This window comes from Martinezella sp. CNPSo 3732 (assembly GCF_057784515.1).
In genome coordinates this window covers 183,131-209,596 of record NZ_JBXSOO010000005.1, presented here as the reverse complement: position 1 = coordinate 209,596, position 26,466 = coordinate 183,131, and the positions used below count along the sequence as shown (strand labels likewise).

Genomic DNA, 26,466 nt, shown 5'->3' with positions numbered 1-26,466 from the left:
TTTGGCCGGCTTCGGCTCAGATTAGTTTTTCGGCCATGATCGTTTCACCATCCAGCCAAAGCTGGACGGCTTGTCCCCTGAGGCCGGGTGATACGTCTTCCGCCATCTTGTAAATTCCATCGATTGCCAGCAGCTCGGCCTCGAGCTTGCGGCAAAAAATTCGCGCCGAGGCATTGCCGATTGAGCCCGCCATGGCGCGGCCGCGAAGGGCGCCGTAGATATGGACCGATCCACCCGCGATGACTTCCGCGCCCGACGCCACCGAACCGATGACGGTGACATCGCCTTCGGGAAAGATCACCGATTGGCCGGATCGCACCGGCTCGCGGATGATCAGGGATTGCGTAACCGCACGAACTTCCGGAGGCGGCGCCTTGGGTTCGCTGTTGCGGCGCTCCACGACCGGCTCGGCCTCGGAGACTTCGAAATCGGCAGCCGGGCGCCCGCCCTTCAGGATCGGCGGCATGCCAGGCCCAGCGATCGACGGGCGACCGCCCTCGATGCCCATGATGCTGACATTGCGAGCCGAAAGCTCAGATATCAGCTCCTTGAGCTGCGCCTTGTCGATCGGCAGGTCGGTGATATCGAGCACGACCGGCCGCCCCAGAAAGAAGCCGGCCGAACGAGCTGCGAGGTCGTCAAGCCTGATCAACCACTGGTCCAGCGGAAGATCCGGCGAAAGCATGACCGCAAGAAATGAGCGGCCCTTGATACGGATCGAACGAGCGTCTGTTAGCACTTTGGTCATCTATGTGAATAAATCGTTGATCCTGTGTACCGTTGATATGGTTAACAAATGGTTAATACGGTGCTCCGTTGGAGCCAGAACCGCCCCATAAAACGGCAATGCTCGCGAGCGCCGAAGGCTCGTTGGAGCTGGGGTCGTAGACGCATGGAACGGCGAAAATCGCAGCTCCTGCAAGGAGAAGAATGATGGGACGCATATGATCCTCCGGGCGCAACGCGAGCGCAGCCTTGCTCGATGGCCAACGCGGAAAAATTAACGATTCGGCGCGTCGCACCTTCCGAAGCGGCGCGCAATATCGATGCCCGGGTGATTCTCAGGCGAGCTTCAGCTCGACATTGATGTTGCCGCGAGTCGCCTTCGAATAAGGGCAGGTCTGGTGGGCCTCCTCGACCAGCGTGCGGGCAAGCTCAGGCTCGATGCCGGGCATGCTGATGGTCAGTCGCGCCTGCAGGAAGTAAGCACCTTCCGTGATGCCCAGATCCACTTCGGCATCGACGACGAGATCGGCCGGCAACTTGATCTTGCGCTTGCCCGCTGCAAGGCCCATGGCGCCGATGAAGCAGGCCGACCAGCCGGCTGCAAAGAGCTGCTCGGGATTGGTGCCGGCATGGGCGCTGCCGGGAGGCGAAAGCTTGACATCCAGCTGGTTGTCATCGCTGCGCGCGAAACCATCGCGGCCACCGATGGTGTGGGTCTTGCCGGTGTAGAGAACCTTGTCGATCTTGGTCATGGAACACTCCGTTGTTGCGTTGCCCGCTCTGTTGTGCTGTGGGGCAACCTCTGTTGACGGAGTTGTTTTTGATGGATCGACGTATCCGGCATGTTTCCGGAATCGCCGAAAGTGTTACAAAACGTAGGCTCCAACGAGCCGGATACAATTGCTTACAAATTGCCGGAAAGTCTTTCGAAGGAACAATCAGGAAATAACGACTTCTGCCGCCAGGCCGCCACCCTCGCGGTTATAGAGCCTGACGGAGCCGCCGAGCGTCTGGGCAAGTTGCTGAGCAATCGCCAGACCAAGCCCTGTGCCGCCGGTGTTGCGGTTGCGCGATTGTTCCAGCCGGAAGAAGGGCTGCATGGCTGCCTCTATCTGGTCCTGCGGAATGCCGGGACCGCGATCCAGAACGGTGATCGCAATCTGGCCCGTATCCCGCCGCTCCACGGCGATTTCCGCCGCTCCGGCGAATTTCAGGGCGTTGTCGATGAAGTTGGTGAGGATACGACGCAGCGCATGCGGCTTCGTCGTCGCAGTTCCGTGAATGAGACCGAGAATCTCGACGGATTTGCCGGTGTCCTGATAGTCATAGCTGATGCTTTCGATGAAGGACGCAAGATCGATGCGCGCACTCTTCTCGCCGTTGCCATGGGCGCTGCGCGCATAGGCGATCCCATCCTGCACCAGACGCTCGATCTCGCCGAGATCCTGCAACAGCTTGGTTTTCTCGGGAGAATCATCGGCGATATCGGCGCGCAGGCGCATGCGGGTGATCGGCGTCTGCAGATCGTGCGAGATCGCCGCTAGGATCTGTACGCGCTCTTCGAGATAATGCGCGATTCGATCCCGCATGGCATTGAAGGCCTTGGCAGCATGCGCCACTTCGGTCGGCCCCCGGTCGCTCAGGGCCGGGCTCTTTTTATTGGGATCTAGCGCATCGGCCGCGGCGGCAAGCTCGGCGAGCGGACGCGTGGCCTGTCTCACGGCAAACCAGATACAAAGGACGATCAACAGCATCTGGACGACGAAGACGTAAGGCAGCCAGGCCGCCATCGGCATGACGCCCTTGGGCGTAACATCGATGGTCAGCGGGCTGCCATCACTCAGATTAAGATGCGCCTGCAGCCGCGAGACCGGACCCGGTATCGCTTCCATGCGGATGGGAAAGCGATGGCCGACCGCATCCTCTATCTTGGCGGCGATCTCCGCACCATGGGCAGAGGTATCGGGCACGCCGGGCAGGCCGTTGCCCAGCTCGAAATTGTAATTGCCGCGGCTCAGCCAATCGACGAAATTCGCCCGCTCATCCGCCGGCAGGCGGTCGAGCACCGCGATCGAGGTCGCTACGTCGTTTTCCAGCGTGCCGAGCATGACGGCCTTTGCCGACATGTAACGCTCGACATAGAGCACGCTGAAGGACAGGCCATAAGCGATCGCGAGCCCCGCCAGGAGGATAAGCGAAATGCGTGCACGCAGGGTGCTCGGCCACCATGGCCGGCGACCTGGAAGGTCGACCATGGTCATGGGCGAAGCTCCGCAATTTCCACCGGCACGGAGAAGACATAACCTTCGCTACGAACAGTCTTGATATACATCGGCTCGCGTGCATCATCGCCCAGACGCTGGCGGAGACGGCTGACGAGCAGGTCGATGGAGCGATCGAAGAGATCGGCGTCGCGACCCTGGGTGAGGTTCAGAAGCTGGTCTCGATTGAGCACCCGCTGCGGGTGGTCGATGAAGACGCGCAGCAGGCGGTATTCGGCGCCGCTAAGCGTAATCTCGGTACCGTCCTTGTCGAGCAGATGGCGGCCGACGGTATCCAGCCGCCAGTCCCCAAAGACCAGCAACTGGCCGGCTTCGCTGATCTGCAGATTGGGCGGCAGCATGCGAGTGCGGCGCAGAACCGCCTTGATGCGGGCAAGCAGCTCGCGGGCGGCAAAAGGCTTGGCCAGATAATCGTCCGCGCCCATTTCCAAACCGAGAATGCGGTCCATCTCATCGTCGCGTGCCGTCAGCATCAGGATGGGCGTCGCCTTGTGCTTACCGGCACGAAGCTCGCGACAGAGCACCAGGCCGTCGTCGCCCGGCATCATCACGTCGAGGACGATCAGGTCGACCGAGTTGGCCTCGAGGAAACTGCGCATCTGCCGGCCATCGGCAGCCGTCGTCGCCCGCAGGCCGTTCTTCTTCAGATAGCTCGACACCAACTCACGGATTTCCCGATCGTCATCCACGATTAGGATATGGTCGACATGATCCATTTCGATTTCCCACTCATCATCGTAAGCACCAACCTACGAATAGTCATTCCTCGTCGCGCCAACGGCAGCGGGCGCCGGCTTTGCCGGCACCCACTCGCACACTACCGCTGAACTAGAAACGATCAACATCTATCACAGCCTGGGCGAAGGCTTGCGGCGCTTCCTGCGGCAAATTGTGGCCGATGCCGCCGGTGATGGTGCGATGCTCGTATTTGCCCGAGAACTTGCCACGATAGGCCGAAGGTTCCGGATGGGGGGCGCCGTTGGCGTCACCTTCCATGGTGATGGTCGGGATCGAAATTACCGGTCCGGCGGCGAGCTTCTTCTCATAGGCATCGAACTTCGCCTCGCCTTCGACGAGACCAAGCCGCCAGCGATAGTTATGAATAACGATATCAACATGGTCGGGATTATCGAAGGCTGCAGCCGAGCGATCGAAAGTGGCGTCATCGAAGGCCCACTGCGGCGAGGCGGTGTGCCAGATCAGCTTTGCGAAATCGTGGCGATTTTCCTGGTAGCCGAGGCGGCCGCGCTCGGTGGCGAAATAGAACTGATACCACCATGCGAGCTCCGCCTTCGGCGGCAGCGGCTTGCGGTTGACCTCCTGGCTGCCGATGAGATAGCCGCTGACCGAAACCAGCGCCTTGCAACGTTCCGGCCAGAGTGCCGCCATGATATCGGCAGTGCGGCCGCCCCAGTCGTAGCCGGCAACGACGACCTTTTGGATCTTCAGCGCATCGAGCAGCGCAATCATATCGGCGGCGAGCGCTGCCTGCTGGCCGTTGCGCGGTGTATCCTTCGAAAGGAAGGTGGTGGTGCCATAGCCGCGAAGATAGGGAATGATGACGCGATAGCCGGCATCTGCCAAAAGCGGCGCGACATCGACGAAGCTGTAGATGTCATAGGGCCAGCCGTGCAGCAGCAGGACGACAGGACCATCGGCCGGGCCGGCTTCCGCATAACCGACATTGAGCACGCCCGCATTGATCTGCTTCAGCGCGTCGAAGGAGGTGTGGGTACCGGCCTTGACGGCAGGCAGAGCCGAAGCGGAAGCCTTGCTTTCCTGTGCGCCGGCGATGGCAGGCAGGCCGAACTCAGCGGCTGCGACAGCGATTGCGGCAATGCCGAAGAAGCGGCGGCGGGTGTGGTTGATTTCCTCGGACATCTGTCTCTCCTGTGGATTGGATCGTGAGCACAAGAAAGCCAGCCACATGTATCGCCGATGTGTCGCGGCCAGTGGCGTTTTGAATGCCTTTGTAGCTTCAGGCGGCATAGATACAGTGTGATACAATTCGCCCCCTCCGGCTCAGGGTGATCGCATATGAGACCTTTCGGCGCAACGCGCACCTTCTCCCCTCGGGGAGAAGGTGGCCCGAAGGGTCGGATGAGGGGGTAGGCTGCCTTGGACTCACCGGCTTCCGTGTTCCTGGCATCCCCCTCATCCGCCTGTCGGCACCTTCTCCCCCAGGGGAGAAGGGGTTGCGCAGCAACCGTCGCATCTCACCCGCGATTGCGCTGTTCCTGCCGGACTTGCTGAAAACCAGATCGCCACCATTCGATTTGTATCGCAATGTATCGCAGCCCAAGACATCGACGTTTCGGTACATTCTCCCATCCAATCAGACACATTCGAGATACGTCGTCACTGGCAGATAGCGTCACTGCTGAGCACGGCACCTCGCCGTCCGCAGCCGGTCAATCGCTTCCAAAGGAACAAGACGATGACGCTTCTCATCATAGCCTATCTCGGAGGCGCGCTGACGATCCTCAGTCCGTGCATCCTGCCCATCCTTCCCTTCGTCTTTGCCCGCGCCGGACAGCCCTTCGTCCGAAGCACGCTGCCCATGCTTGCAGGCATGGCCCTCACTTTTGCTGTTGTCGCAACGCTTGCCGCAGTCGGCGGTGCCTGGGCGATCCGCGCCAATGAATATGGACGCCTTGCAGCGATCGTCCTGCTCGGCCTCTTCGGCCTGAGCCTCATTTCACCGCGCATCGCCAGCGCGCTCTCCCGGCCGGCGGTCGATCTTGGCAACAGCCTGCTGAACGCTGCCGGCAAAGGTCGCGCGACCTCGAGTATCAGAAGCTCCTTCGTGCTCGGCATTGCGACCGGCCTGCTCTGGGCGCCCTGCGCCGGCCCGATCCTCGGGCTGATCCTGACAGGCGCGGCCTTGAAGGGCGCCAATCTGCAGACGACCTTCCTGCTGCTTGCCTATGGCGCCGGTGCTGCCACCTCGCTTGCCGTTGCACTCTTTGCCGGTGGCAGGATCTTTGGCCGCATGAAGCAATCACTCGGCGTCAGCGAACGCATCCGCCAGGTCGCAGGCGCGGCTGTTCTAGCCGGCGTTGCCGCCATCGCGCTCGGCCTCGATACCGGCCTGCTTGCCCGCCTCTCCTATGCAAGCACCGGCTCCTTCGAACAGGCTTTGCTCGAGAAGCTGCATCCCAAGACCTCAACGCCGGAGACCGAGGTTGCCAGCAACAGTGCCACGAAGGTTGCCACAGACGCGGCACGTCCATTCCACAGCGACCTTCCGATCGAAGGCCCCGCCCCCTCGCTCGACGGCGCCGTCACCTGGCTGAATTCGCAGCCGCTGACCACGGCCGAGCTTCGCGGCAAGGTCGTGCTCGTCGACTTCTGGACCTATTCCTGCATCAACTGCATCCGCACCATACCCTATGTTCGCGCCTGGGCGGAAAAATATAGGGATCAGGGTCTCGTCGTCATCGGCGTTCATGCTCCGGAATTCGCCTTCGAGAAGAACCTTGATAACGTCAAGAAGGCGATCGCTGACTTCAAGATCGGCTATCCGGTCGCAATCGACAACGACTATCGCATCTGGCGCGCCTTCGAGAACAATTACTGGCCGGCCCACTACCTGATCGATGCCAAGGGGCAGATCCGCTACCAGCACTTCGGTGAAGGCAACTATCGCCAGACGGAACAGGCGATCCAGGATCTGCTGCGTGAGGCAGGCAGCGACATGGCCCGGAGCGGCCCGGTCGTTCCGGATGCCAAGGGCGCGGAAGCAAGCCCCGACCTCGGCCATATCCGCTCCGGCGAAACCTATATCGGCTACAGCCAGGCAACAGGTTTCGTCTCCCCCGAAGGCTTGAAAGCAGACACCGCCGCCGACTATTCCGTTGCCAATCCCGGCCTCAATCAATGGGGACTGGCCGGCACCTGGACCATCGGGTCCGAGCAGGCGACGCTCAACAAGGCAGGCGGCGGCATCAGCTATCGCTTCAGCGCCCGCGACCTGCACCTCGTCCTCGGGCCTTCCGCAGACGGAAAACCGATTCGTTTCCAGGTGACCGTGGATGGAAAGGCGCCTGGGGCCGACCACGGTTCCGATATCGACGCCGACGGCAACGGCACCGTGACTGCCACCAGGCTCTATCAGCTCGTCCGCCAATCGGGTGACGTCACCGCTCGCAACTTCGAGATCCGTTTCCTCGATCCCGGGGTCCAGGCCTACGCCTTCACCTTCGGCTGAAATGCCCTCTTCACCCCAAGCATGAACCTCAACTGACAGGAGTTATACTCATGAATAACCGCCTTCTTTCCATTGCCGCTCTTGGTCTTGCCGCAAGCGCCATGGCACCTGCAGCGCAGGCAGCCGAGATCAAGAATATCGTCATCGTCCACGGTGCGCTGGCCGATGGCTCCGGATGGCGCAAGACTGCCGATATCCTCGAAAAGGACGGCTTCAACGTCACCGTCGTGCAGGAACCGATCACTTCGCTCGCCGACGATGTTGCTGCCACCAATCGCGCGCTCGACCTTCAGAATGGGCCGAGCCTGCTCGTCGGCCATAGCTATGGCGGCATGGTCATCACGGAAGCGGGCAATCGTCCCGACGTTGCCGGCCTTGTCTATGTCGCTGCATTTCAGCCCGATAAGGGCGAAAGCCTGATCAGCCTCGCAAGTTCGAAGCCTGCAGGCAGCATGAACATCCGCGAAACCAAGGACGGCCAGTATCTCTATCTTGATCCCGCGACATTCGCCGCCGACTTTGCCGGCGACCTGCCGAAGGATGAAGCCAACTTCCTGGCGAAATCGCAGGTCTTCGCGTCGAAGGCGGCTTTCACCGCCAAAGTCGGCGACCCCGCCTGGAAGGCGAAGAAGAGCTGGGCCGTCGTGGCAACAAACGACCGTTCCATCAATCCCGAGCTCGAGCTTGATATGGCAAAGCGCGCCGGCAGCGACGTGACCGAAATCAAGGCGAGCCACGCCGTCTTCGCTTCGCAGCCGGAAAAAGTGGCCGCCGTCATCGAGAAGGCAGCCAAGGACGTCGGCAAGTAAATTCATACAGGCGGCGATCTCAGGATTGGATCGCCGCCGCCTCCGATCCTTATACAGGATCGTATCGGCTGACTTCGATCCCCGAACCGACGGGCAACAGAACAGAGGTAATGCCCGGCTTGGCGCGAACGGCTTCGCCGTAGCGTTTCACGTCTTCATTGCCGGGCATGAACATATTGTCGGCCACGATGATAGCGCCGGCATTGAGCTTCGGATAGAAGGCGTCCAGGCATGGGATGTAGAGATCCTTCCACAGGTCGACGAGGACGAAATCGACGCCGGAAGGAAGTGCTTTGATCATCTCGACGGCATCGCCGACCTGGAAATCGATATGCTCGGCCAAACCAGCCCTTTCGGCCATCTCCCTGGCAAATTCGGTCTTATAGGCGTGCAGCTCCATGGAAATAAGCTTGCCGCCGCTGGCGCGCGCGGCCTCGGCAAGCCAGATGCCGGAATAGCCGAAGGATGTGCCAAGCTCCAGAATGGTGGGCGCCTTCAGGCTCTTTGCCAGAATGTTGATGAAGCGACCCGTCTCCGGTCCTACCGCTCTCAACCGACGATCCTGACCACCGTCACGCCCGCCCGGTGGCGTTTCCCTCGGCTTGCTGTGCTCTTCACGAATTAGCTCGTGATAGGCTTCGAGAACGGCTTCGATCTTCTGATCCATGACACGCTCACCTTTCAAACAATCATCTCGATGATATCTCACGCGATATGGCTACATCTCGATATGGCGCCACTCAAGCGCTATGGAGATTCATGTCTGAAACTTAATCTTTCGCCGACGTTCAGCGGGACGCATTGTGCTCGCGGATCAGATCAATCAAGGCCCGCAATCGGGCCGGCATCTGGCGGCGCTGGGCAAAATACAGGCTGAGCCCCGGATAGGGTGGGCTCCAATCCTCCAGCACCGCGATCAGATTGCCCGCCGCTATGTGCCCGGCAACAGAGGCTTCGCTGATATAGGCCAGCCCCGCCCCCTGGAGCGCGGCGCTCAGCATCAAGTCGGAAGCATCGAGGGTGAGACTTCCCGGCGCATCGATGAGGATGGACTGGCCGTGTCGCTCGAACTCCCAGCGATAAAGCTTGCCGCTCGCCATGCGGGCACGGATGCAGCGATGTCGCAGGAGATCGCCCGGAACAAGTGGGTATGGCCTGTTGCTGAAATAGGCAGGTGAGCCGACGACGAGCGAACGCAGCGTCGGAATAATCGGGATTGCGACCATATCTGTCGGAACTGCCTCGGCAATCCGAATGCCGGCATCAAAGCCCTTGCCGATGACATCGACCAAGGCATTATCGGTGACGATCTCGATTTCGACATCGGGATAGCGCCGGCCATATTCGAGAATAAGCGGTGTCAGAAGCATGTGCGCTGCGCCGGGCGCCATATTGAGACGAAGCGTGCCTGATATCGTACCGGAAGACAGGCCTGCATTTTCGATCGCCCTGTCGATTGCCGCGAGTGCCGGCGCCACTTCCGCCACGAAGCGCTCGCCGGCATCCGATAGCGTGACACTGCGCGTCGTCCTGTTGAAGATCCGCACGGACAGGCGTTCTTCCAGCGCGGCAACCGCGTGGCTGAGCGCGGAGGAGGACATGCCGAGTTCGCGCGCAGCCGCGCGAAAGCCGCCATGGCGCGCAACGGCCGCGATCGCCTCAAGCTCCGCCAAACTGGCCTTCATTGCGCGATTTTCCTTATCAACCTGTACCACTTTGTCCCACTACACCGAACAGATAACGCGTCTTACCTCTGTCGTGAAGATGAAGGAGACGCTCATGCGCACGATAGATACGATTTACATCAATGGCAGCTTCGTTCGGCCCCATGGCAAAGAGGAAGCACCTCTTTTCAACCCGGCCACGGAAGAGCAAATCGGCACCGTCCGCCTTGGCGACGAGCAGGATGTCGACAACGCCGTCAGCGCTGCCAAGGCGGCATTTGCGAGCCAGTCGCAAAGCTCGAAGGCCGAGCGCATCGCCATGCTGCACAGCCTGCACGACGCAGTTGCAGCCAGAGCCTCAGACCTCGCCGACGCCATGCGCGAAGAATATGGTGCGCCGGCATCCTTCGTCGGTTTTTCGGTGCTACATGCCGCCACGGCATTCCTCAACATGGCGAAAACACTCGAATCCTATGAATTTCGCCGCCGCATTGGCCACGCGGAGATAGAGATGCGCCCGGCCGGCGTCGCAGCCGCGATCACGCCTTGGAACAGCAATTACGGCTTCATCTGCAACAAGCTTGCCACAGCCATCGCGGCGGGCGCGACCATGGTCATCAAGCCCTCCGAGATGAGCGCGATCCAGACGCAGCTCCTCACCGAGTGCCTGCATGCGGCCGGTCTGCCGGATGGGATTTTCAACATCGTCAACGGCTACGGCCATGTGGTGGGTGCCGCGCTCAGCAGCCACCATGACATCGCAAAGATCAGCTTCACCGGCTCGACGGTGACGGGACGGGCGATCCTTCAGGCGGCAGCGGCGACCTTTAAGCGCGTGACGCTCGAGCTCGGCGGCAAGAGCCCGAACATCATTCTCGACGATGCCGATCTCGATCTAGTCATTCCGCAGGTCCTTGCAGCCGGTTTTGCCAATAGCGGCCAGGCCTGCATCGCCGGCACACGCATTCTCGCGCCCGAAGGCCGGCTGACTGAGATCCACGATCATCTGGCGCAAGCGGTGGCGACACTCAAGGTGGGCGATGCAAGCGACCCCACCGTCAGGATCGGCCCCATGGTCAGCCGGAAACAATGGGATCGCGTCCAGTCCTATATCCGTCTCGGTCAGGAAGAAGGCGCACGGCTGATCGTCGGCGGTGAGGGGCGGCCGAAAGGGGTCGATCGCGGCTGGTTCGTTCGTCCGACCATCTTCTCCGGCGTCAATAACGACATGCGGATCGCCCGCGAAGAGATTTTCGGACCGGTACTCTGCGTCATCCCCTATCGCGATGAGACGCACGCGCTCGAGATCGCCAACGACACCGTCTATGGCCTGCAGGCCTATGTCTTCTCCTCCGATGTCGCCAGGGCAAAGCGGATGGCGGATCGCATCGAGGCGGGCCGCATTGTCATCAACGGCGCACCGCACGAACCGCTTGCACCCTTCGGCGGCTTCAAGCAATCGGGTATAGGCCGGGAATTCGGCGCCGCCGGCCTGGAATCGTTTCTCGAACCGCGCGCGGTGCTCAGCTGATGTGAGGAAGCCCAGGGTCCCGGAGGAGCTTAACAGCCTTCCGGGGCATCTCCCTAGTCGGTCGCGAAGGCTCGCGCCTTCAGGATACCCCAGCTATGCGCCAAGATATGAGGATGCCGAACGAAGTGCACTGGAAGGTTCGCATTCAGGTTCTCGTTAGAATCATGGTCTACCTTTAGAACGATTCCAATTTAAGGAGACCCGATGCCTGCCAGATCGACCTATTCTGCTCCGCAACGCATTCTTCACTGGCTCATGGCCATCCTCATCTTTTTCAATCTTCTGTTTCCCGATGGCATGAACGCGTGGCGGCGTCTTGTGCGGCATGGCCAGGTGCCAACACCGGCCGATGTTGCCAGCGCCAATATCCATGCTTATGCCGGTATCGCGATCCTGCTTTTGGCTGTCGTGCGCCTTTGCCTGAGATTGGTGTCCGATGTCCCGGCGCCGCCAGACAATCAGCCCGCATTTCTGCATTTTATCGCGAGCATCACGCATTTCCTGCTTTATGCATTGATCTTCGCAATGCCCCTATCGGGAATGGCAGCCTATTATTTCGGTATCGACACAGCCGCCTTCGTCCATGGCGGCCCGATCAAGACGCTGCTTTGGATCGTCGTCGTACTGCACATATTTGGAGCGCTTGTTCAGCACTTCTATTTCAAATCGAATGTCCTGCGACGCATGACAATCGGCTAAGTCATCTGCGAAATTGGCGGCTAAGCCGATTTGCCACCAAAGTGCTTTTCGAAGGAGAAGAGAGCAGTCGGCAGCGCGCTGCCGCCTTGAAGCGCCAGATCGGCGAGAATCTCCCCGACGACGCTCGTAAACTTGAAGCCATGGCCGGAACAGGCCGACGAGACCACCACATTCGGCTGTCCAGGCACCCTATCGATGAGAAAATCCTCGCTCGGCAGCATCGTATAGCGGCAGGTCGTCGCCCGCACGCGAAACGACGCGGCATTCGGCAAGCGCTTGCGGGCGAAGCTGTCGAGCAGATCGGTGTCGGCGTCATTGACCGGCGGATTGGGCATGGCTGGATCGATCGGCTCCCTGAAATGCGCATGGCGGCCGATTTTCACACCATCGACGCCGATGGCCGGGAAGCCGAAATAGGAACCTTCCGCTCCTTCATCGCGCAGGAAGCATGGCATGCGCTGAGGTTCAGCAACGAAACCATTCTTGGGCTGATACCAGGCCACCACCTGGCGAATGGGCTGGGCATGCACCTTCAGCTGCGGAACGAGCTCGGCAATCCACGCGCCGGTTGCGACGATCACCTTACGGGCGCGATATCGCCCGGTTGTGGAAACGACCGTTACGCCGGTATCATCAGGATCGATTGCGACAACACGCTCACCGAAATGCAAGACGGCACCGTCTTCCGCCGCAAGCTTCAAATAGCCCATGATTGCCGCTTCAGGCCTGACATAGCCGCCCTGCGGATCAAGCACGCCGATCTCGCCTTCCTCCAACTCAAACGCTGGAAACCGCCGCTTCATGGCGTCGCGATCGAGTATCTCGTGCGGCAATCCATGCATGTCACAGGAAGCGCGCGTGCCGCTGACGATCTTGCTGTCGGGCGCGCCGATCTGCAGAACGCCTGTCACCGTCAGGATCTCGGCCCGCAGCCTTGCCTCCAGCGAGCGCCAGTTTTGATAGGCACGCTTCAGCAATGGCACATAAGACGGATCTTCGAAGTAGCCGAGACGGATCAGGCGGCTGTCGCCATGCGAGGAGCTGAGGGAATGTGCGGGGAAATGCGCCTCGATCCCGATCGCCTTTGCGCCGCGCGCCACGGCGAAAGACAAGGCCGCACTTCCCATCGCGCCGAGGCCAACGACGGCAACGTCGAATTCCGCAGTCATTTCATGCTCCACTTTCATTTTCCGCAGGCGGCGCGGTCTTGGCGATCATAGCCCGCAAGACTTCCATATCCGCATTCAGCGGGCGATCGTCGCCATAGATCGGCACGCATGAACGGGCTGCCGTGTAGACACGTTCGGTTCCGACCGCCCGCGTTCCCTGCGAGACAAGAAAATCATGAGCCTGCGCCGCTGCCATCAGCTCGATCGCAAGGATGTATTCGGCATTATCGAGTATGACGAGCAGCTTGTTGGCGGCCGCTGTCGGATGGGCAAGGAAATCTTCCTGAAGACCGGAAGTCAAACCACCATCGAGCGATGCGGGGGCGGCGAGTCGTCGGTTGTCGTTGCTCAGCGCCGCAGCCGTGTATTGCGCGATCATGAAACCGGAATGGCTGCCGGCGTCGCTCGCAAGGAACGGCGGCAGGCCGCTCACCAGCGGATTGACGAGGCGATCCGTCCGCCGCTCGCTCATCGCGGCAACTTGGGCGATCGCGATTGCCAGACTATCGGCTGCCTGCCCAAGAGCGGGTGCAACGGCATGCGCCTCGGAAGAGACAACCGGCTGCTCCGGCGTGCCTGAGACAGCCGGATTATCCGTGACCGAGGCCAGTTCCTGATCGACAACGCGCGCCGTCTGCTCGAAGACATCCCAAGCTGCACCATGGGCATGAGGCACCGATCTCAGGCTCAAGGCATCCTGCGTCCGCCGTCCAAGAGCGGCGGCGACAAGGCCGCTACCATGCAGACGGCTACGAAGCCTGCGCCCGACCTTGGCGATGCCGGCCGATGGGCGCAGCGCCAACACTTTCTCGTCGAAAGCCGCCATCTGGCAACCTGCGGCTTCCAGGGTCAGCGCGGCGATGGCATCGGCCCAATCGAGCACGCGTTCGGCACGGGAGACAGCAAGCGCCAACAATCCTGTGGCACAAGCCGTACCATTGACGAGGCTCAAGCCCTCCTTGGCGCCGAGCACGAGTGGGCTCCGGCCAATGGCCGCAAGCGCCTCGGCACCGCTCATCGACTTGCCCTTCACGACAGCCCTCCCCTCGCCGATCAGAACGAGCGCCGTATGGGCATTGTGCGTGAGATAGCCGGCTGAGCCTTTAGACGGGACTTCCGGAATGCAGTCATGTTCGAGAAATGCGGCCAGATGCCTGACGATCTCTGGCCGCACGCCGGAATGGCCATGGGCGAAATTGGCGATCTGCGCTGCAATGATCGAGCGCACCTCGCGCGCCGCCAGCAAAGGGCCGACACCGCAGGCATGGCTGAGGACAATGTTGCGCGAGAGCCGGCTTTGGGAATCGCGATCGACCACCGTATCGGAAAGCGCGCCGACGCCGGTATTGACGCCATAGGCGCGCACGCCCGTTTCCACGATACGCTCTACGATGCGGCTTGCCTTGGTAACGCGTTCCCAGGCAGTATCGGAGAGAGACAAGGGTTCGCCGCCCCCGACGCGGGCGACGTCGCGCCAGGATAGCGGCCCATCGATCGTGACGGTCATTGTCCGTTTCCGAAATGACCGATGAACTGGCGAAATGCCGGCGAGGCGCCGCCGCCGAACATCTCATCCGGCGTGCCGGTGCTTTCGACGAGGCCTTCCTTCATGAAGACGACGCGGTTGGAGACGTTGCGGGCGAAGCTCATTTCGTGGGTGACGACCAGCATCGTCGTGCCTTCTTCGGCAAGCGAGCGCATGACGCGCAGCACTTCGCCGACAAGCTCGGGATCGAGCGCCGAGGTCGGCTCGTCGAACAGCATGAGCTTCGGCTTCATGGCAAGCGCGCGGGCAATCGCCGCGCGCTGCTGCTGGCCGCCGGAGAGATGGGCGGGATAGGCATGGCGCTTGTCGGCAATGCCGACCTTTTCCAGCAGCACTTCGGCCTCGGCGATGCATTCAGCGCGAGGACGCTTCAGGACATGAACCGGACCCTCGATGACATTCTGAAGGATCGTCATATGGGACCAGAGATTGAAGCTCTGGAAGACCATGCCGAGTTCGGAACGGATATGATCCACCTGCTTATGGCTCGCCGGATAGCTTTTGCCATTCTTGTGGATCATGCGGATCTGCTCGCCATCCACCCAAATCTCGCCATCGGTGGCGATTTCGAGAAGGTTGATGCAGCGAAGGAAAGTCGATTTGCCCGAGCCGGAAGCGCCGAGCAGCGAAATCACATCGCCATCCTGAGCATCGAGGGAAATGCCTCGCAAGACTTCATGAGTACCGAAGCTCTTGCGGATGTTGCGGACGGAAAGTCGGGTGACACCTGGCATGATTTGCCTGCTCCAGTAAGCTTTAGGCCTTCAGCGCCGGCGGGATGGCACGGCGATGGCGGGACAGAGAATATTCCAGCAGGGCCATGGCCTGCAGAATGATGAAATTCAGCACGAGGTAGATGATCGCGGCACAGATGAAAACTTCCATCGTGCGATAGGTCTGCGAGATGAGCCGCTGGGCAACGCCCGTGACCTCCCAGACCGTGACGAGGCTCGCAAGCGCCGTCGACTTCATCATCAGCACGATCTCGGTCGAATAGGCCGGCAGCGCATGCCGGAAGGCGATCGGCGCGATGATGCGGCGAACCAGCAGGAAGCCGGACATCCCGATCGAACGCGCGGCTTCAATCTCCTTCGGCGAAACGGCACGGATGCCGCCGCGGAAGATCTCGGCCGAATAGCCGGCGGTGCAGAGCGCCAGCGACAGGATCGCGCAGACGACGGGCTCGCGCAGGAACGGCCAGAGGAAGGAGTAGCGGATGATGGAGAACTGCGCCAAACCGTAGAAGACCAGGAACATTTGGATCAACAGCGGCGAGCCGCGAAATACGAAAATATAGCCCTTGGCAAAGCCGGACAGAATCGGATTGCCGCTGACGCGCATGGCGACGATGACGAGCGCTAGAATGCCGCCGCAGAGGATCGACAGGGAGAAGAGCAGCAGCGTCATCGGCACCGCTTTTAGCAGTGTGATCATCGTGCTCGAAAGAAAATCGAAATCCATGCCGTCCTCCTCAAGCCTGGCCGATCGTCGCAGCCGGCATGCTGCGATTAGCGCGACGTTCGGCCTTGTTGAAGATGCGATCCGACAGGCTGGTCAGGACAAGATAGAGAATGCCGCCGGCGATGAAGAAGAGGAAATACTGGCGGGTGGAGCCGGCAGCCACCTGGCTGGTGCGCATCAATTCCGCCAAGCCGGTCACCGAGATCAAAGCAGAGTCCTTGAGGCTGAGCTGCCACACATTGCCGAGGCCGGGAATGGCGAAGCGGAAGACCTGCGGAATGATGATCCGGCGCAGGCGCAGACCGCGATGCATGCCTATAGCAGACGCGGCCTCAAGCTCGCCCTTAGAAATCGCAAGATAGGCGCCGCGAAAAACCTCTGCCTGATAGGCGCCGGAAATGATGCCGACGGCGAGAGCACCCGCGGCAAAAGATGGCAAGCCGAGAAAGCCGTCATAGCCGAGCCACTTGCCGATCGACGTCACCGCAGAGGATCCGCCGAAATAGATCAGATAGATGATCAGAAGTTCTGGAACGCCGCGGAAGACGGTGGTGTAGATATTGCCGAGCGTCTTCAGCACCAGGCTTCCGGAGAGCTTGGCGAAAGCGATGATCGCGCCCAGGACGGCCCCAATGGCCAAGGCGGTGGCCGTGACGGCGAGCGTCATCAAGGCGGCAACAAGCAGCAGCGCGCCCCATCCGTTCGAGCCGAAGCCCAGCAATTGCAAGCTTGCCATAGATCCAATCCGTGTCCGTGGCAGTTTCAGGCGTCAGGATATCACATGGTCTCCGGCCGCAAAGCCGGAGACCGATGATATCCGGCCGAGGGCCGCACTCATCAATTCGGGCTGACGTCGACCTTGAACCACTTCATCGACAGGGTCTTGATGGTGCCATCGGCAAGCGCCGACTTGATCGCTTCATTGAATTTGTCGCGCAGTTCGGTATCGGCCTTGCGGATGCCGAGGCCTTCGCCCTCGCCCCAGATGGAACCGGCGATTTCCGGGCCGGTGAAGGCGAGAGAATCATTGGCGCTGGCGAAAGCGTTCGCGAAGTAGACCGCGTCATCGAAGCCGAGATCGATACGGCCGTTCTGCAGATCGAGATCGCGGTCGGCGCCGGTCTTGTATTCGCGGATCGTGGCGATCGAGCCGAAATTGTCATAGACGAACTTGGCATAGACGGTTGCGGCCTGAATGCCGATCGTCTTGCCCTTGAAGGCTTCCTTCAACACGTCGATTTCTTTGACGCCGGTCTGGCTGGGGGTCATCTTGATCGTGGCGCCGGTGCCGGCAGCATTGGCAAGCGGGCTATCCTTGGCGGTCGCGAAAGCGGCGGGCGTCGCGGCGTAAGGAATGGTGAAGCCAATGACCTGCTTGCGCTCGTCGGTGATCGACAGCGCATCCATGATGACATCGAACTTGCCGGCGTTCAGCGCCGGGATCATGCCGTCCCAGTCGGAAGCGACGAGCTTGCAATCGATCTTGGCGCGTTCGCACAGAACCTTGGCAAGCTCCGGCTCGAACCCGCCGAGCGTACCGTCGGCGTTCGTCATGTTCCACGGCGCGTAGGCACCTTCCAGGGTGATCGTTGCCGTCTTCCAGTCCTTGGCAACGGCCGGCGCGGCGAAAGCGGCGGCGGCCACGACGCCTGACAAGAGAATTGCACTGAATTTCATCGTGTAGAGCTCCTCTGAGGTTGAAATAAGCCTTGCAGCACTTCCTACCGATCTTCGCCGGCTTGCCCGCTTTCCCAATTAATTTTTAGGATTGATTGCGAGGTTGTATAGGGTACCATATGAGATAATTTATGATATGCAAGTGGGAAAGTTGTTTTCGAGGCAGATTCACGCGGTGCAAAGGGAATAGGCAATGAAGCGTTCCGGCGAGATGAAACGCGAACTGGCAGAAAATGATACCGCACCTCTCTATGCCGGCGTCAAGCAGATGATACTCGACCGCATTCATAGTGGCGAGTGGCCGCCCAAATATCGTGTTCCCTCCGAAAACGAATTGGTGGTCGAACTTGGCGTCAGCAAGATGACGGCCAATCGCGCGCTGCGAGAACTGGCCAATGAAGGCGAGCTCGTCCGCATCCAGGGCGTCGGCTCCTTCGTCGCCGAGCGCAAGGGCGCATCGGCGCTGTTCGAGGTCCGCAACATCGCCGAGGAAATCGCCGAACGCGGTCATTCCCACCAAGCAACGGTGATCGTGCTTGCCCAGGAAGCCGCGTCGCCCGACGTGGCCGATGCGCTGGAACTCGATATCGGATCGCCGGTTTTCCATTCCCTGATCGTGCATAGCGAGAATGGCGTGCCGGTGCAGATCGAGGACCGGCATGTCCATCCGGACGCCGCACCGGATTACCTGCAGCAGGATTTTGCCGACATGACGCCGAATGCCTACCTTTCGGCCGTTGCCCCGCTCAGCGGCTCGGAACATGTGGTCGAAGCCGTCATGCCGCAAGCCTGGGAATGCAAGCTGCTGACGATCCTGAAGACCGAACCCTGCCTGACGATCCGGAGGCGCACATGGTCGGCGCGCGGGATCGTGTCCACGGCGCGGCTGGTTTATCCGGGACACCGCTATCGGCTGGAGAGCCAAAGTGGCAAACCATCGGATCGTTAGTTGTATATGGAAGATATAACATTCGTTTGCCTTGAGAATGCGTAAGGGATTCAAGAGGAGTCGAATGCCGATATGCCGTCGGCAAGTTACGATGCCTGCAGCATGCACTCCATAAGTAATGCGCCCAAAAGCAGGCCCGAAACCGTAGCAAGCACTTTCAAGATGGCGCGTTCGATCCTGAGGCATTTTTGCGGCAGGATCAGCGCGAGCGCCTCGCTCGCGGCCGCGACCAATATACACACGAGAGCAATGATGCGACGGTCTTCCGGGTAAGCCATGACAAACAGAAATCCCAGAAGGCCGAACGGGATGATGCTGTCGATGCTCGCCATTGCCATGAGCGGATACTTCGTCCCGACCGGAACGACCGTCGTCACGACGATCAGGCCGAGCACGATCCAGGCAAGAGCATGAGCGAGCAGCGTAAGTTCCATGCAAAAATCATAACAACAAGCCGCGAGTTTTCAAGCTGTGCGGCACGGCCTGTCTGCGCTTCCGGTCGGGCTCCGCTGGCTGACGCCAATCTCTGGCAGGAACAAGTAAAACGGCTCGCCGCATCAGCTATGACCGCCGGCGCGATTGACAAAGCGCTTCCGCATTGGATGTATCGGTGATGTGGTCCGCCGACTAGCGGCCGATGCATTCCTGCCGTCGTCTTTGCCAATAGGATTGGGTTCGACAATGTCTGAAACAAAACCCGCAGCGCAGCCACCCACATGGCGCATCGTGCTTGCCGCCGTCTTCGACTTCCTGACCGCCTTCCTGGTTTTGGGCTACATTATTGCATCTATCTTCGGTGGCAAGACGGCGGATGGCTTGCAGCTCGATGGCTTACCCGCGCTGCTGCTTTTCGTTCTCATCGTCGTCTATTTCATGGTGTTCAATCGCTTCCTCGGCGGCACACTCTGGAAGCGCATATTGCGCGCACATCGTTCCTGACGGCCCGCTCACGGGCGGCAACCTTTAAGGCACCTATCACAGGCTGCTCAGCAACAGGCTGGTCTCGCTGTTTGCAACGCCATCGATCATCCGCACCTCGCGCAAGACCCGGTCGAAGTCCGACAGACTGGTTGCGCGGATATTGGCGACCAGATCCCAATTGCCATTCGTCGTATGCAGCGAATAAATTTCGGGAAGGCCGCGCAGTTTGCGGATGACCTGCGTCGTCGATTTCCCGACGACTTCGATCATCATGACGGCATGCACGGTCTGCTCCTCATAGTCTTCCCGAACCCTTACGGTGAAACCAAGCAGCGTGCCGGTCTCTATCAGCCGGTCCAGCCGGTTCTGCACCGTACCACGCGCGACGCCCAAAACATCGGACAGTTTGGAGAGCGAAGCCCGCCCGTCGGCACGCAGATGAGCGATGATACGCCGGTCGAGATCATCGGGAATATATTTGGCGAGCGTCATCGCATGATCCTGATCTTGTCCATTCCGTCAAAAAACCTAGGCAATTTGTATAAACCCATACCAGAACTGGCACAGTTTTGCGATTTTAGTCAATCGATCCGCTTGATACCCTATAGGAAATGATTTCCACCGAGGATACGAGAATGTCCGCACCGCTCCCATCGGAAAGAGCTTTCATTCCCTTCGTCAGCGTCGAGAACATGATGCGGCTCGTCCATCATATCGGCGTCGAAACCGCACTCATCGAACTCACGGATGCCATCGAAGCGGATTTCCGCCGCTGGGACCTCTTCGACAAGACGCCACGCGTCGCTTCCCATTCGCATGACGGCGTCATCGAATTGATGCCGACCTCGGATGGGGCGGTCTACAGCTTCAAATATGTCAACGGCCATCCGAAGAACATGGCGCAGGGCCTGCAGACGGTGACCGCCTTCGGCCTGCTTGCAGAAGTCTCGACCGGCTACCCTGTGCTGCTGACGGAAATGACGCTGCTGACGGCGTTGCGCACGGCGGCAACCTCGGCGATGGCGGCAAAACATCTAGCGCCGGCCAATTCGAGGCGCCTCACCTTGATCGGCAATGGCGCGCAGGCCGAATTTCAGGCACTGGCGATGAAGGCGGTGCTCGGCATAGAAGAGGTCCGCCTTTACGACATTGATCCCAGAGCCACGGAAAAGACCGTTCGCAATCTCGCAAAGACCGGCCTGAAGCTCGTGCCCTGCACCTCGGCCCAGGGGGCCATCGAAGGTGCCGACATCATCACGACATGCACGGCCGACAAACAATATGCCACGATCCTCACCGACAACATGGTCGGCGCCGGCGTGCACATCAACGCCATCGGCGGCGATTGCCCCGGCAAGACGGAACTCCACCGCGACATCCTGCTGCGCTCCGACACTTTCGTCGAATATCCGCCGCAGACCCGCATCGAAGGCGAAATCCAGCAGATGGACGCTGACTATCCGGTTACCGAACTCTGGCAGGTCGTCAGCGGCCGGGCACCGGGCCGCAGCAGCGATAGGCAGATCACGCTGTTCGACAGCGTCGGCTTCGCGATCGAGGATTTTTCCGCCTTGCGCTACGTCCGCGAAAAGCTGGCCGGCACGGATTATTTCCAGAAACTCGATATCATTGCCGACCCGGACGATCCGCGCGACCTCTTTGGCATGCTGCTGCGCGCAGCCTAAAAAAGACAATGGCGGCCATTTCCACAGCCGCCATCAAAAATGTCTATTCTTCAGTCGAACAATTTCAGCCCTTGCTGCCGTAGGTAACCAGTTCCGGCTCGCGGACCTGCCCGTTCAACGAGAAAGCCAGCAGAGCCGACAACAGCATCAGCGCCCCGACGATGAACATCGGCAGTTCATAGAGGCCGGTCGCATCCTTGACGACACCGGTCACATAGGGTGCGGCGAAGCCTGCGATATTGCCGATGGTGTTGATCAGCGCGATGCCCGCCGCAGCCGCCGGCCCCGTCAGGAAACGCGACGGAATGGCCCAGAAATTCGGCAGGGCGGAAAAGATCGCACAAGCCGTCAGCGTGATCATCACGATCGTCGCCTCGGGCGAGCCCATATAAAGCGCGGCCGGAATGCTGAAGGCGCCAACCAGGGCCGGAATTCCGATGTGCCACGGCCGCACCCCGCGTCTGGACGCATCGCGGCTCCAGAAGAACAGGGCAACAGCCGCCGGCAGATAGGGAATGGCCGTAATCAGCCCCTTGTCGAAGACATCGAACTTGGTGCCGAATTTCGTTTCGAAGCCGGCAATGATCGTCGGCAGGAAGAAGGCCAGCGCATAGAGACCATAAATCAGACCGAAATAGATGACCGACAGCAGCCAGACGCGGCCATCCGTCAAGGCGAGGCCCGTCATCTTGCCATGTGCGGCAGCCTTTGCCTTTTCCTCGCCGGCGAGCGCCCGGTTCAGCCAATCCTTCTCGGTCTGGGTCAGCCATTTCGCATCATCGGGCCGATCAGCAAGGTAGAACCAGGTGATGATGCCGACAAAGATAGCCGGAATGGCGACGCCGAAGAACATGACGCGCCAGCCCTCAAGGCCGAAGACGCCATGCATCTGGATCAGCATTGCTGCGAAAGGCGCGCCGATGACGGTTGTCAGCGGCTGAGCAAGGTAGAACAGTGCCAGGATTTTGCTGCGATGCTTGGCCGGCACCCACATGCTCAAGAACAGGATCGCCCCCGGAAAGAAGCCGGCTTCGGCAACGCCGAGCAGGAAACGCAGCACATAAAGTTCCGTTGCGCTCGAGACCCACGTGAACAGCAGTGCGACGATGCCCCAGCTCACCATGATGCGGGCGAGCCAGCGGCGCGCGCCGTATTTGTGAAGCGCGAGATTGCTCGGGATTTCGAGAACGATGTAGCCGAAAAAGAAGATGCCGGCGGCAAAGCCGAACTGCGCTGCCGTCAGCGCCAGATCCGTCGTCATGCCGTTCGGCCCGGCGAAGGAAATCGCCGTGCGGTCAAGGAAGTTGATGAAGAACATCAAGGCGATGAAGGGTACCAGCCGCTTCGACACCTTTGATATGGCCGAACGCTCGACCTGTGACATTTCCTGATTTGCGGGCTGCAATGAAAATTCCTCCCCCCGTGCTGAAATCTTTACGACGCAGCGATCCGCTTGCGTCGCCGACAGAACGGAACTCCGAATTCCCTTCCAACTCCTGCCTTCGGCCGCATGCGCCTTCGAATGACCTTGATCTCTAACGGGGTGGACAAGTTGCAGGCAAACGATTTAATCTCCCCATCATGTGAGGAAAAATCACATCATGAGGCAGTGGAATCAAAAAATGAGCGGCCCCCTTCCATCCTTGAATGCGCTGAAGGCATTCGAAGCGACCGCCAGGCACAGGTCGATGACGCTTGCCGCCGATGAGCTCTGCGTTACGCATGGCGCGATCAGCCGGCACATTCGCGGACTGGAGGAAACGCTCGGCGTCATCCTCGTGACCCGACGTGCGCGTTCGACGGAGCCGACGCCGGAGGGATTGCGGCTGGCGGAAGGGCTGGCGAGCGCTTTCGGCCTGATGCAGGCAAGCGTCGAGCGCGTCCGGCCGAGCCCGCTGACGCTCTCCTGCTCTTCCTCGATCATGATGGGCTGGATCATTCCGCGCATCGGCCAGTTTCACGAGCGCCATCCGCATATCGCCCTTCAATTCAACATGAACTACGACCAGGTCGACTTCGTCCGCGACAAAATCAGCCTCGCCATCCGCTCCAGTGTCATCGATCCGCCGAAGGATGCGATCATCCGGGAGCTCGGCGGCGAGGCCATCGGTCCTGTCTGTTCGCCGGAATATCTGAGCCGCTCCGGCATTTTGCGTCCCGATGATATGGAACACGCGGCGATCCTCTCCACCCAGACACGGCCGCAAGCCTGGAGCGACTGGCAGGCCATAGCCGGGCAGGCGGATCTGCATCTGACGCCGCAGGCAGCTTTCGATCATTTCTATCTGCTGATCCAGGCCGCGGCATGCGGCCTCGGCATGGCGGTGGTGCCGCAGATGCTTGTGCTCGATCAGCTTGCTTCCGGGCGGCTGGTGGCACCTTTCGGTTTTCTGCCCGGCCCGCGCCGCATGGTGCTCTGGATCGCGCCGCACATTGCCGGAAGGCCGGATGCACTCGCGCTCGAAAGATGGCTGACGGCCGAAATGCATGCAAGGCCGGACACCTGACAGCTGCCTCAAACTGGCGTCAAATGGAAGTTCGCCCCGGATGAAGGCCCATCGCCCTGGACCGCTTTGAGCAGCCCGAAATATGCGGCGTGAAAATTCGCTTATGTCACTTAAGATACATCGAAATCAGCAGATTTTCTCTCTGCACTTCGCGACGAAGAATATGTTATGAATTTTTGCAAGCATGAGCGGAACAGGGCAATCCTTACGGGTTGCTGTCGCTCGAGAGAGGATGCATCCTGAATATCATGCCCGAATTGGCAAGTCACACCAACGAGATGGCGGCGCTTATCTCTGGCTTCGACTGGGCAGCGACTAGTGTTGGCCCGAAATCGGCGTGGCCCCCATGCCTTACCGCTGCCGTCGATATTATGCTCTCCGCGCAAGCCCAGATCGTCATGTTCTGGGGCGACGACTTTGTTGCGCTTTATAACGACGCTTATGCGCCGACGATAGGCGACAAGCATCCCCAGGCCCTGGGCCGTCCCGCGCGCGAAAACTGGGCCGAGCTCTGGAACGACCTCGAACCCCTTCTGCAATCCGTCCTTCATGATGGCAAGACCGTCGCCGCCAAGGATCGGCCCTTCTATATCGAGCGCTACGGCTATCCCGAAACGGTTTACTTCGATATTTCCTATTCGCCGGTTCGCGATGCGGATGGCAAGACGCTGGGCGTCTTCTGCATCGTCAACGAAACGACAGAACGGGTTCGTGCAGAGCAAGCACTGCGTGAAAGTGAAGAGCTGTTTCGCGCCGTCGTCTCGCAATCGGCGACAGGTTTTGCCCAATGCGAACTCGATGGCCGTTTCGTCCTGGTGAATGAGCGTTTCTGCGAGATTGTCGGCTACTCCGAAAGCGAGCTCCTCGGCATGCGGACATATGACATTACCTATCCGGACGATTTGCATGAGAATGAGCGCTTGTTCGAGGCGATGATGACGACGGGCGAAAGCTTCGAGATCGAAAAGCGCTATGTTCGTAAGGATGGCAGCCTCGTCTGGGTGGCAAACTCCGTCTCCGGCTTGAAAGACAGTTCGGGACGCATTCAGCGGGTCGCCGCGATCGTCACCGATATCAGTGAACGCAAGCGTGCACAGGAGGTAGAGCGGCAACTGGCGGCTATTGTCGCCTCATCGGACGACGCCATCCTCAGCATCGATCTCGACATGATCATCACAAGCTGGAATAGCGGTGCTGAAAGGCTTTACGGACAATCGGCCGAAGAGGCCATCGGCCAGTCCGTGATGATGCTCGTTCCGGAAGACCGTAGTGACGAAGAGCCGGCGATTCTGGCGCGGATCCGCGCGGGCCAAAAGGTAGATCCTTACGAAACCAAGCGACGCAACAAGAACGGCGAGCTTGTCGATGTTCTCCTCAGCGTTTCCCCGATCTATGACGTCTATGGCCGGATCGTGGGGGCGTCGAAGACTGCTCACGACATCAGCGCCAAGAAGGAGGCCGAGCGCCTGCAGACCGTGCTGGTCGGCGAGCTCAATCATCGCGTCAAGAATGTGCTCGCAACCGTGATGGCCATTGCGCGCCAAACGCTCGGGCGGGACGATGTGGACAAGGCATCTGTCGAGACATTCGAGGCGCGGCTCTCCTCTATGGCGCGCGCCCACGATCTGCTGATCCACGGCCAATGGGAGCAGGCGGAATTGACCGCCGTCATCGCCCAGGCGCTGTCACCCTATCCGAAGGACAGGTTCGAAATTTCCGGGCCCGCGATCAAGCTCGCGCCAAGAGCCGTTGTTTCCATATCGCTTGCGCTGCATGAGCTGGCGACGAATGCCGCCAAATACGGTGCGCTTTCAGTGGCGGATGGCCGCGTTGCGATCACCTGGTCCGTGGAAACGGGCGAGACCGACCGGCTCAAGCTGCGTTGGCAGGAATCGGGAGGGCCAATCGTAAAGCCTCCGACCCGCAAGGGTTTCGGCTCCCGCTTGATCGAAAGCCTGCTGGCGGCGGAATTGAGCGGCAAGGTCCAAGTCCATTACGAGCCGAGCGGCTTGATCTGCGAGGTGGATGCCGCCGCAGGCATCGGCTGGGATCAAGCCCACGACACAACGGAGTAACGCCGCGCCCGGGCGCCGCTGCAATCTCGATCGAGTCAACGCAGCCCCTTCGGCCGCGTCGCAAGCACGTTGCGGATCGAGAAGCTCGAATGGATTCGCAGCACTCCCGGCATGGTCGACAGAATATCCTTATGGATGCGTTCGAAGTCGCCGGGATTGGCGACCTCGACGCGCAGCAGATAGTCGGAGCCGCCCGTCATTAAAAAGCATTCCTTGATCTCCGGATGTTTGCGCACCGCCGCCTCGAAACGATCGAGATGTTCCTCCGTTTGCCGCTCGAGCGTGATGTTGATGATGACAGCGATCGATGCCTCTGCCTGGGACGTGTCCACCAGGGCCGTATAACCGCGGATTACCCCGGCCTGCTCCATCAATTTGATGCGCCGCAGGCAGGCCGATGGCGACAGCCCCACCTCACTTGCCAGCTTGGCGTTGCTGACACGCGCATCAAGACGAAGCAGGCGGAGAATATTGCGGTCGATGGCGTCGAGAGCGGCCATGTTGAATCTTTCAAAAACTCGCAGATCATTTCAATATCTTTGCAATTACACAATA

The 26,466-nt window shown here is 60.1% G+C and carries 26 protein-coding genes; 9 read left to right on the top strand and 17 right to left on the bottom strand.

Annotated elements, in window-relative coordinates:
- Positions 1-16: 16 nt before the first annotated feature.
- The 5 genes from minC to AC13RM_RS13460 all read right to left on the bottom strand — a co-directional run bounded on the left by minC (position 17) and on the right by AC13RM_RS13460 (position 4,889).
- On the bottom strand, positions 17-748 hold the full coding sequence (gene minC / locus AC13RM_RS13480; RefSeq protein WP_374821511.1) for a septum site-determining protein MinC: 732 nt from the start codon (positions 746-748) through the stop codon (positions 17-19).
- A gap of 313 nt (positions 749-1,061) precedes the next feature.
- Positions 1,062-1,478: an organic hydroperoxide resistance protein gene (locus tag AC13RM_RS13475; RefSeq protein ID WP_374821508.1), complete on the bottom strand. Its 417-nt coding sequence runs from the start codon at positions 1,476-1,478 to the stop codon at positions 1,062-1,064.
- A 186-nt stretch (positions 1,479-1,664) separates the two neighbouring features.
- Entirely contained in the window at positions 1,665-2,987 is a 1,323-nt protein-coding gene (locus tag AC13RM_RS13470; RefSeq protein WP_374821505.1) for a sensor histidine kinase, read from the bottom strand.
- Entirely contained in the window at positions 2,984-3,724 is a 741-nt protein-coding gene (locus tag AC13RM_RS13465) for a response regulator (RefSeq protein ID WP_374821502.1), read from the bottom strand. The genes AC13RM_RS13470 and AC13RM_RS13465 overlap by 4 nt, the downstream gene beginning before the upstream one ends.
- A 112-nt stretch (positions 3,725-3,836) precedes the next feature.
- Positions 3,837-4,889 carry an alpha/beta fold hydrolase gene (locus AC13RM_RS13460; protein ID WP_374821499.1) on the bottom strand — a complete coding sequence of 351 codons (1,053 nt, stop codon included), beginning with the start codon at positions 4,887-4,889 and terminating at the stop codon, positions 3,837-3,839.
- A 556-nt stretch (positions 4,890-5,445) separates the two neighbouring features.
- Here AC13RM_RS13460 and AC13RM_RS13455 point away from each other — a divergent pair.
- Positions 5,446-7,218: a cytochrome c biogenesis protein DipZ gene (locus AC13RM_RS13455; RefSeq protein WP_374821496.1), complete on the top strand. Its 1,773-nt coding sequence runs from the start codon at positions 5,446-5,448 to the stop codon at positions 7,216-7,218.
- 50 nt (positions 7,219-7,268) lie between these two features.
- Entirely contained in the window at positions 7,269-8,027 is a 759-nt protein-coding gene (locus tag AC13RM_RS13450; RefSeq protein ID WP_374821493.1) for an alpha/beta fold hydrolase, read from the top strand.
- A 49-nt stretch (positions 8,028-8,076) separates the two neighbouring features.
- Here the strand turns inward: AC13RM_RS13450 and AC13RM_RS13445 are convergent, their stop codons facing one another.
- Both AC13RM_RS13445 and AC13RM_RS13440 read right to left on the bottom strand, forming a co-directional pair.
- Complete coding sequence (locus AC13RM_RS13445) at positions 8,077-8,694, bottom strand: O-methyltransferase (protein ID WP_374821490.1); 618 nt, start codon at positions 8,692-8,694, stop codon at positions 8,077-8,079.
- 121 nt (positions 8,695-8,815) lie between these two features.
- Positions 8,816-9,712 carry a LysR family transcriptional regulator gene (locus tag AC13RM_RS13440; RefSeq protein WP_374821487.1) on the bottom strand — a complete coding sequence of 299 codons (897 nt, stop codon included), beginning with the start codon at positions 9,710-9,712 and terminating at the stop codon, positions 8,816-8,818.
- Between the two features lie 94 nt (positions 9,713-9,806).
- Here AC13RM_RS13440 and AC13RM_RS13435 point away from each other — a divergent pair, with 94 nt between their 5' ends.
- Together AC13RM_RS13435 and AC13RM_RS13430 are read left to right on the top strand one after the other, a co-directional pair.
- A complete protein-coding gene (locus tag AC13RM_RS13435) occupies positions 9,807-11,222 on the top strand; it encodes an aldehyde dehydrogenase family protein (protein WP_374821484.1) in 1,416 nt (471 codons plus the stop codon).
- Positions 11,223-11,426: 204 nt separating this feature from the next.
- Complete coding sequence (locus AC13RM_RS13430) at positions 11,427-11,921, top strand: cytochrome b (RefSeq protein ID WP_374821481.1); 495 nt, start codon at positions 11,427-11,429, stop codon at positions 11,919-11,921.
- Between the two features lie 20 nt (positions 11,922-11,941).
- Here the strand turns inward: AC13RM_RS13430 and solA are convergent, their stop codons facing one another.
- The 6 genes from solA to AC13RM_RS13400 form a co-directional block, all read right to left on the bottom strand.
- Positions 11,942-13,090, bottom strand: coding sequence for an N-methyl-L-tryptophan oxidase (solA, locus tag AC13RM_RS13425; protein ID WP_374821478.1), 1,149 nt, complete (start codon positions 13,088-13,090; stop codon positions 11,942-11,944).
- Position 13,091: 1 nt separating this feature from the next.
- Positions 13,092-14,597: an HAL/PAL/TAL family ammonia-lyase gene (locus AC13RM_RS13420; protein ID WP_374821475.1), complete on the bottom strand. Its 1,506-nt coding sequence runs from the start codon at positions 14,595-14,597 to the stop codon at positions 13,092-13,094.
- Positions 14,594-15,370: an ABC transporter ATP-binding protein gene (locus AC13RM_RS13415; RefSeq protein WP_092706976.1), complete on the bottom strand. Its 777-nt coding sequence runs from the start codon at positions 15,368-15,370 to the stop codon at positions 14,594-14,596. Before AC13RM_RS13415 ends, AC13RM_RS13420 begins: the two co-directional genes overlap by 4 nt.
- 22 nt (positions 15,371-15,392) lie before the next feature.
- The gene (locus tag AC13RM_RS13410) at positions 15,393-16,097 is read right to left on the bottom strand and encodes an ABC transporter permease (RefSeq protein WP_113232837.1); all 705 of its coding nucleotides are present in this window, start codon (positions 16,095-16,097) and stop codon (positions 15,393-15,395) included.
- Between the two features lie 10 nt (positions 16,098-16,107).
- Positions 16,108-16,833, bottom strand: a complete 726-nt coding sequence (locus tag AC13RM_RS13405; protein ID WP_374821470.1) for an ABC transporter permease — start codon at positions 16,831-16,833, stop codon at positions 16,108-16,110.
- A 101-nt stretch (positions 16,834-16,934) separates the two neighbouring features.
- Positions 16,935-17,774, bottom strand: a complete 840-nt coding sequence (locus AC13RM_RS13400; protein ID WP_488555180.1) for a transporter substrate-binding domain-containing protein — start codon at positions 17,772-17,774, stop codon at positions 16,935-16,937.
- 193 nt (positions 17,775-17,967) lie between these two features.
- On the opposite strand from AC13RM_RS13400, the gene hutC reads away from it, so the two are divergent.
- Positions 17,968-18,723, top strand: a complete 756-nt coding sequence (gene hutC / locus AC13RM_RS13395; RefSeq protein WP_488555179.1) for a histidine utilization transcriptional repressor HutC — start codon at positions 17,968-17,970, stop codon at positions 18,721-18,723.
- An 86-nt stretch (positions 18,724-18,809) separates the two neighbouring features.
- Here hutC and AC13RM_RS13390 read toward each other — a convergent pair whose 3' ends face one another.
- Positions 18,810-19,157: a hypothetical protein gene (locus AC13RM_RS13390; protein ID WP_374821461.1), complete on the bottom strand. Its 348-nt coding sequence runs from the start codon at positions 19,155-19,157 to the stop codon at positions 18,810-18,812.
- A gap of 247 nt (positions 19,158-19,404) precedes the next feature.
- On the opposite strand from AC13RM_RS13390, the gene AC13RM_RS13385 reads away from it, so the two are divergent.
- Complete coding sequence (locus AC13RM_RS13385) at positions 19,405-19,662, top strand: hypothetical protein (RefSeq protein WP_374821458.1); 258 nt, start codon at positions 19,405-19,407, stop codon at positions 19,660-19,662.
- 36 nt (positions 19,663-19,698) lie between these two features.
- Here AC13RM_RS13385 and AC13RM_RS13380 read toward each other — a convergent pair whose 3' ends face one another.
- A complete protein-coding gene (locus AC13RM_RS13380; protein WP_015343394.1) occupies positions 19,699-20,136 on the bottom strand; it encodes an Lrp/AsnC family transcriptional regulator in 438 nt (145 codons plus the stop codon).
- A 143-nt stretch (positions 20,137-20,279) separates the two neighbouring features.
- Between AC13RM_RS13380 and ocd the strand changes: the two genes are divergently transcribed.
- Complete coding sequence (ocd, locus tag AC13RM_RS13375) at positions 20,280-21,329, top strand: ornithine cyclodeaminase (protein WP_285171655.1); 1,050 nt, start codon at positions 20,280-20,282, stop codon at positions 21,327-21,329.
- Between the two features lie 64 nt (positions 21,330-21,393).
- Here the strand turns inward: ocd and AC13RM_RS13370 are convergent, their stop codons facing one another.
- Complete coding sequence (locus AC13RM_RS13370; protein WP_374821453.1) at positions 21,394-22,734, bottom strand: MFS transporter; 1,341 nt, start codon at positions 22,732-22,734, stop codon at positions 21,394-21,396.
- Positions 22,735-22,951: 217 nt separating this feature from the next.
- Here AC13RM_RS13370 and AC13RM_RS13365 point away from each other — a divergent pair, with 217 nt between their 5' ends.
- Complete coding sequence (locus tag AC13RM_RS13365; protein ID WP_174181938.1) at positions 22,952-23,836, top strand: LysR substrate-binding domain-containing protein; 885 nt, start codon at positions 22,952-22,954, stop codon at positions 23,834-23,836.
- Positions 23,837-24,084: 248 nt separating this feature from the next.
- A complete protein-coding gene (locus tag AC13RM_RS13360; protein ID WP_374821449.1) occupies positions 24,085-25,911 on the top strand; it encodes a PAS domain S-box protein in 1,827 nt (608 codons plus the stop codon).
- Positions 25,912-25,946: 35 nt separating this feature from the next.
- On the opposite strand, the gene AC13RM_RS13355 is transcribed toward AC13RM_RS13360, so the two are convergent.
- Positions 25,947-26,411, bottom strand: a complete 465-nt coding sequence (locus AC13RM_RS13355; RefSeq protein ID WP_015343397.1) for an Lrp/AsnC family transcriptional regulator — start codon at positions 26,409-26,411, stop codon at positions 25,947-25,949.
- Positions 26,412-26,466: the final 55 nt, after the last annotated feature.